Below are 5,997 nucleotides of genomic sequence, written 5' to 3'. Positions count from 1 at the left end.
GGCCCTGTAGCCATCCGTGTTTGCATGACTGACGACGGTAACGCTGATGGCCACTTTTGCCATAACTGTGTTTTTTCACAGGAGATGTCTGTTCACAAAACGGGCATCTTACATCAACTTTAGCCACTGTATTCCACATCCCAAACCGGACATTTCACACTGCAATCAACATATTGAATACACTACCCACAGGGCGTCCTCAGTCTGATGGCAAAGCCGCTTTACCCCTTGTCATCCTCGGCGAAGGCCGGGAATGACGGGGGTGTAGTGCTGTTTGTCAGCGCGCCCCTAAAGGATCGCTTATTTGGCGTTTGCCAACACGGCACTGACAATATCTACCGCTTCTTTCTCAATGCGCGCGCGATGCTCCGCGCCCAGGAAACTTTCGCAGTAAATCTTGTAGGCTTCTTCCGTGCCCGATGGACGCGCTGCAAACCAGCCGTTATCCGTCATCACTTTCAATCCGCCAATAGAGGCACCGTTACCCGGAGCAGCCGTCAAACGTGCCGTGATCGGATCGCCAGACAACGTACTGGCAGCAACCTGTTCAGGTGATAAGCGCGACAGCGCCGCTTTTTGCGCGTGAGTCGCAGAGGCTTGAATACGGTTGTAACTCGGCGCACCAAAACGGGCCGCCAGCGCATCATAGTGTTGCTGCGGATTTTTACCGGTTACCGCAGTGATCTCAGCCGCCAGCAGACACATGATGATGCCATCTTTATCCGTTGACCATGGCGTGCCATCGAAGCGCAGGAAGGATGCACCCGCACTCTCTTCACCGCCAAAACCAAAGCTGCCATCGAATAAACCATCAACAAACCATTTGAACCCGACCGGCACCTCCACCAGTTTACGCCCAAGGCAGGCCACCACGCGGTCTATCATGGCACTGGAAACCAGCGTCTTGCCGACAGCAACAGATTGCCCCCACTGCTGACGATGACGGAACAGGTAGTCGATAGCAACCGCCAGATAGTGATTCGGGTTCATCAGACCCGCGGGCGTCACAATGCCGTGGCGGTCATAATCAGGATCATTGGCAAAAGCCAGATCAAATTTGTCACGCAGCGCCAGTAATCCCGCCATCGCTGGCTCTGAAGAGCAGTCCATGCGGATAACGCCGTCATGATCCAAGGTCATAAAGCGGAACGTCTGATCGACCGCATCGTTGACCAAGTGTAAATTCAACTTGTAGTGCTCTGCGATGCGCTGCCAGTAGGCAATGCCTGAACCGCCCAACGGATCGACACCCAGTGTCAGCCCTGCCTTCTGAATGGCGGGGATATCCACGACCTCACGCAATCCTTCGACATAAGGTTGCACCAGATCTTGCTCATGCACATGACCGCTCTGCCAGGCTTTATCCAGCGTCAGGCGTTTTACTGCTTTTAACCCATCAGCTAGCAGGGCGTTGGAACGTTTTTCGATAACGCTGGTGACATTGGTATCAGCGGGCCCGCCATTGGGCGGATTATATTTAATACCGCCATCTTCCGGTGGGTTGTGAGACGGAGTAATCACAATCCCGTCGGCATGCGCATTACCTTTGCAATTATGCACCAGAATGGCATTGGAGATAGCGGGCGTCGGCGTAAAGCCATTGTCCTGCTGCACCACCACTTCAACGCCGTTCGCTGCCAACACTTCCAGCACTGAGATAAAAGCCGGTTCCGACAGCGCGTGGGTGTCTTTACCCACAAAACAGGGGCCGGTGATCCCTTGCTTTTTGCGTTCTTCGGCAATCGCCTGAGAGATAGCAAGAATATGCGCCTCATTAAAACTGTGGCGCGCCGCGCTGCCGCGGTGACCCGATGTCCCGAACTTCACTGCATGTGCGGCGTTATCCACATCGGGGCGTAATACATAATACTGTGACGTTAATTGCGCCACATTAATCAAATCACTTTGCCGGGTGGGTTGTCCGGCTCTGGGGTGATTAGCCATCGGCGTTCTCCCTGACGCTATTCGTTAAGACGCTATTTGCTAAATAGTACCGCACACTTTTTCGACAAGCTCCGTGGGGAACTGCATCGATTGCATGATTTGCTCAACCATGCTGCGTTTGCGATCTGTATTGGTATTGGTGATGACCCAGTAAGGCGTGCCCTGAATATGCTTGGGTTTGGTATGGACGCCATGCTGAAGCAGTGTGTGTTCGTCGCCAGCAAAATAAACGCGCGTGCGACCATGAAGCTGCTCGGTTGCCGCAGAAAAAGCGTTCGGTTCGAGGCAATATAAGGTGGAGAGCACCAGCATAAAGCGATTGATAGCTTTACTTTGCGCGGCGTATTCATCGGACAACAACAGTTCACGCACAGCCCTTACACAATCACGCGGTTTTGTGGCTACACTCGCTGGCGTCTGCGCTTTCGTTGTGGCCGTTTCAGAAGCGGCGACCACCTGCCCTGCCCGGAAATTCAACATGCGACGCAGAATATCCGAAGCGCTTTCACCAATGTGCTGCGTGTGGCTGGCAATATAACGATACAGCTCTTCGTCGACCTCAATAGTTTTCATCTTTATCCAGTACTGTTTTTACTCTAATTAATCGGCAAGAAGTATACAGGCGAATCAATACCACCGAACAGCGGCACTACACAAACAATATCGAAAGTCAGACGATCCCCCATCTGCTCCCTCGCCCCATTACCTGTAACCTGCAAAAAGCATAGTCTTCATTTTCCACAGTGCAACATCATCGGCAGCAGTCATGATACCCTAAGCGCCTGTGTCTCTGAATGAACTTCACCATGAAATTGAATTATCGCTTGCAAAATGCGCAACAACCCACTAACGCGCTGCCTATCCTATTGATTCACGGTCTGTTTGGTAATCTGGATAACCTGGGTATTCTGGCGCGAGACCTGCAAAAGCAGCACGATGTCATTCAGTTCGACTTACGCAACCACGGATTATCACCACGCACGCCGGAAATGAACTACCCTGCCATGGCAGGCGATGTGAAAGCATTACTGGATGCATTAAGCATCGATAACGCCATTATCATCGGACACTCCATGGGAGGAAAAACCGCCATGGCGTTAAGCGCACAGATCCCTGATCGTATTGATAAGATCGTCGCCATTGATATTGCGCCGGTGGATTACCAACTGCGTCGCCACGATGACGTGTTTGCAGCCCTGCGTGCGGTTACCGCGGCAGGCGTCACCACCCGCACCGAAGCCGCTGCTATCATGCATCATCACCTCAGGGAAGAAGGCGTCGTGCAATTTCTACTGAAATCTTTTCAGCAGGGAGAGTGGCGTTTTAATGTCCCGGTGCTGTGGGAGCAGTATGAGCACATCGTCGGCTGGGAAACCGTACCCACCTGGCATAAACCCATCCTGTTCATTCGCGGTGCGGCATCCCCTTATCTGGACGACCGCTATCGGGAAACGCTTTTGCAGCAGTTTCCCTATGCCAAAGCGCATGTGATTGCAGGCAGCGGCCACTGGGTTCATGCAGAAAAGCCCGATGCTGTTCTGCGCGCTATTCACCGTTTCCTTGAAGAGCCACCCGCATAATCTGTAGCGATCGGCGGCAGTTACCCATTGTCGCCGCCAGCCTCGCTAGGGTATGATGGCGCCCGCAGTATAGGGACGGCTGAATCAGCCTTATGCACAGTAACCACATCATCAGAATGTCACGCTTAACCGAGACGTGCATTTTGGTCAGACTTCCTTGAAGCAGCACTACCTATGGCAAAAGAACAAACGGACCATACCACGTTGGATCTGTTCGCGGATGAACGTCGGCCAGGTCGTCCCAAAACCAACCCGCTTTCACGCGACGAACAGCTTCGTATTAATAAGCGCAATCAATTGCGTCGTGACAAGGTGCGGGGCTTGCGCCGCATCGAATTGAAAATTAATGAGGAAGCCGTGGAAGCACTCAATAGCCTGGCTGAAATGCAGAACATCAGCCGTAGTGAGCTCATTGAACGCATGTTGCTGTCGCAACTGGCGGAAAAAGACCTTTCATCCTGATACATTGATTTCCGGCGTCATCCATGACGCCCTGTTTCCCCTCCCTGATAACGACATTAACGGATAGACCGCACGGTTAAAATTGTTCCCAATTATCGTTTCCCGGTGGCAACGCATTTTTTGCTGTGGTGCCACTGCCAGCACGCACCAATGTGGCAACCGGCGCCGCCACAGGAGCGGCCAAAGGCACGACGGATTCAGACAGTTGGAACACCGCCACAGTCCGGTTAAGCACCGCAGCCTGCTCTTCCAACGACAGTGATGCAGCAGACGCCTGTTCCACCAGTGCCGCATTCTGCTGCGTCACACTGTCCATTTCCGCTACTGCTTGTCCAACCTGTGCAATACCTTTGCTTTGCTCACCGGAAGCAGAGGCGATTTCCCCCATGATGTCCGTCACATTGGTCACGGCACGCACAATGTCACTCATGGTAACACCCGCATCTTCAACCAGCTGAGAGCCGGTACCCACACAGTGTGCTGATTCAGCGATCAATCCCTCTATCTCTTTTGCCGCCTGCGCACTTCACCAGCAACCACCGCAAAACCACGCCCTTGCCCACCGGCCCGCGCAGCTTCAACAGCTGCGTTAAGCGCCAGAATGTTAGTCTGGAAGGCAATACCATTGATCACCGTGGTGATCTCAGCAATACGTTCTGAGCTTCCCGAAATCTCCGCCATGGTTTTCACCACGTTATCGACGATCTCCCCCCCTTTTCGTGCCGTATTGGACGCTTGTAATGCCAATTGGCTCGCATGATTGGCGTTTTCCGCATTCTGTTTAACTGTTGCCGTCAACTGCTCCATGCTGGCCGCTGTCTCTTCCAGTGCAGAAGCCTGATGTTCAGTACGCGATGAGAGGTCGTTATTACCGGAAGCAATCTCGGAGGCACCAAGATAGATGGCATCCGTGCTGGAACGAATTGTACTGACTGTCGTCGCTAGACTGGTTTGCATATCCCGTAATAGAGGCAACAAGCGCACCACGCAGTTACGACCAAAATCATGAATCGGTTTGCCGAGTTGTCCGGAGGCGATAGCACTGAAGTGTTCGCGCAACGTATCGAGTGGTTTAACCAAACAGGCCACGAGATAGCGATCGGTGAAAAACAGCAGCAGTAACCCGACGACCAGTACCGTCAGCAAAATATTTTGACCAATAGCGGTAATTTGCTGAAAGTGTGCGCCCGCTGCGGCGAATTTATCAGAAACTGCCTTGTTAAAAGCGTTGACTGAAGCTCCGAATTGGCGACTGAGCGCCGGCACCGTTTCCTTGGCATAGCGTTGATATTCATCCAAGGCATTGGCCTGCGCCTTTTGAAACATCGGATCAACGAACTGGGTAATCAGGTTGCCCCAATCGCGCACCACCGCTTCAGCCAGCGCGGCATCCAACCCCGCGTGATCGAGGCTGCTAAAGGTAACCAGATAGGATTTCAAATTATTCAATGCCGTCAATGCTGACGCCTGCTCTTTATCCGCCAGTGTGTTTTCACCAATACGACGCCAATCCACTACTCGTGCCAAACGGGTTACCATGCGAAAATATTGATCGTTGCCCTGATTGACTAAATTCATGTTATGAACCAGTAAGGTACTGGTCTGTGAAGTAGTGTTCATCTCTTTGAAGGAAAAAATGGTGTAGACGGCACCCCCCCAAAGTACACAGAAAACCCCTAGAACCCATAACATTGCCGTTCTGATGGCGATGTTTCTCAAAAATTGCATAAGCAAGCTCCAGATATAAAATAACGTGCTGTAGGGTTATTATTTTTAAAAAAATCATCAGGTTTGAAACAATCCCCAAAAGGGGAAAACGCGCGATGCTTTACGCCTGCAAGCACACGGCGAACCTGCTACTTTCATCGTCAATAGGCTTTGTTGAATAAATAGAACTTTTGGGTAATCATCGGAGCAGATCACCACAGTTGTTTCAAAATCAGGTCTCCATGGCAAAACAAAATTTTAAAATCACCAACTGGCCCTCTTATAACAAGGCCCTCAAGCAGCG

6 protein-coding genes and 1 pseudogene are annotated in these 5,997 nt (G+C 51.9%); 2 read left to right on the top strand and 5 right to left on the bottom strand.

Going from position 1 to position 5,997, the window contains the following annotated elements; translation table 11 throughout:
- The 3 genes from QZ506_RS04575 to seqA form a co-directional block, all read right to left on the bottom strand.
- The coding region (locus QZ506_RS04575; RefSeq protein WP_367272971.1) for an IS1 family transposase at positions 1-127 on the bottom strand (127 nt) is incomplete at its 3' end.
- Between the two features lie 173 nt (positions 128-300).
- Complete coding sequence (pgm, locus tag QZ506_RS04570; protein ID WP_291969373.1) at positions 301-1,944, bottom strand: phosphoglucomutase (alpha-D-glucose-1,6-bisphosphate-dependent); 1,644 nt, start codon at positions 1,942-1,944, stop codon at positions 301-303.
- Between the two features lie 39 nt (positions 1,945-1,983).
- Positions 1,984-2,517 carry a replication initiation negative regulator SeqA gene (gene seqA / locus QZ506_RS04565; RefSeq protein ID WP_291969371.1) on the bottom strand — a complete coding sequence of 178 codons (534 nt, stop codon included), beginning with the start codon at positions 2,515-2,517 and terminating at the stop codon, positions 1,984-1,986.
- A gap of 233 nt (positions 2,518-2,750) precedes the next feature.
- Here seqA and ybfF point away from each other — a divergent pair, with 233 nt between their 5' ends.
- Together ybfF and ybfE are read left to right on the top strand one after the other, a co-directional pair.
- Entirely contained in the window at positions 2,751-3,524 is a 774-nt protein-coding gene (ybfF, locus tag QZ506_RS04560; protein WP_291969369.1) for an esterase, read from the top strand.
- A gap of 174 nt (positions 3,525-3,698) precedes the next feature.
- The gene (gene ybfE, locus QZ506_RS04555; protein ID WP_291969368.1) at positions 3,699-3,986 is read left to right on the top strand and encodes a LexA regulated protein; all 288 of its coding nucleotides are present in this window, start codon (positions 3,699-3,701) and stop codon (positions 3,984-3,986) included.
- A 76-nt stretch (positions 3,987-4,062) separates the two neighbouring features.
- On the opposite strand, the pseudogene QZ506_RS04550 reads toward ybfE, so the two are convergent.
- Both QZ506_RS04550 and QZ506_RS04545 read right to left on the bottom strand, forming a co-directional pair.
- Positions 4,063-5,714, bottom strand: a pseudogene (locus QZ506_RS04550) (methyl-accepting chemotaxis protein).
- Positions 5,715-5,771: 57 nt separating this feature from the next.
- Positions 5,772-5,912 (bottom strand): hypothetical protein, encoded by a 141-nt coding sequence (locus tag QZ506_RS04545; RefSeq protein WP_291969366.1) that lies wholly within the window; start codon positions 5,910-5,912, stop codon positions 5,772-5,774.
- Positions 5,913-5,997 lie beyond the last annotated feature (85 nt).

This window comes from Candidatus Symbiopectobacterium sp. (assembly GCF_020054415.1).
Lineage (GTDB): Bacteria > Pseudomonadota > Gammaproteobacteria > Enterobacterales > Enterobacteriaceae > Symbiopectobacterium.
This window is presented reverse-complemented; position numbering and strand designations above follow the sequence as displayed.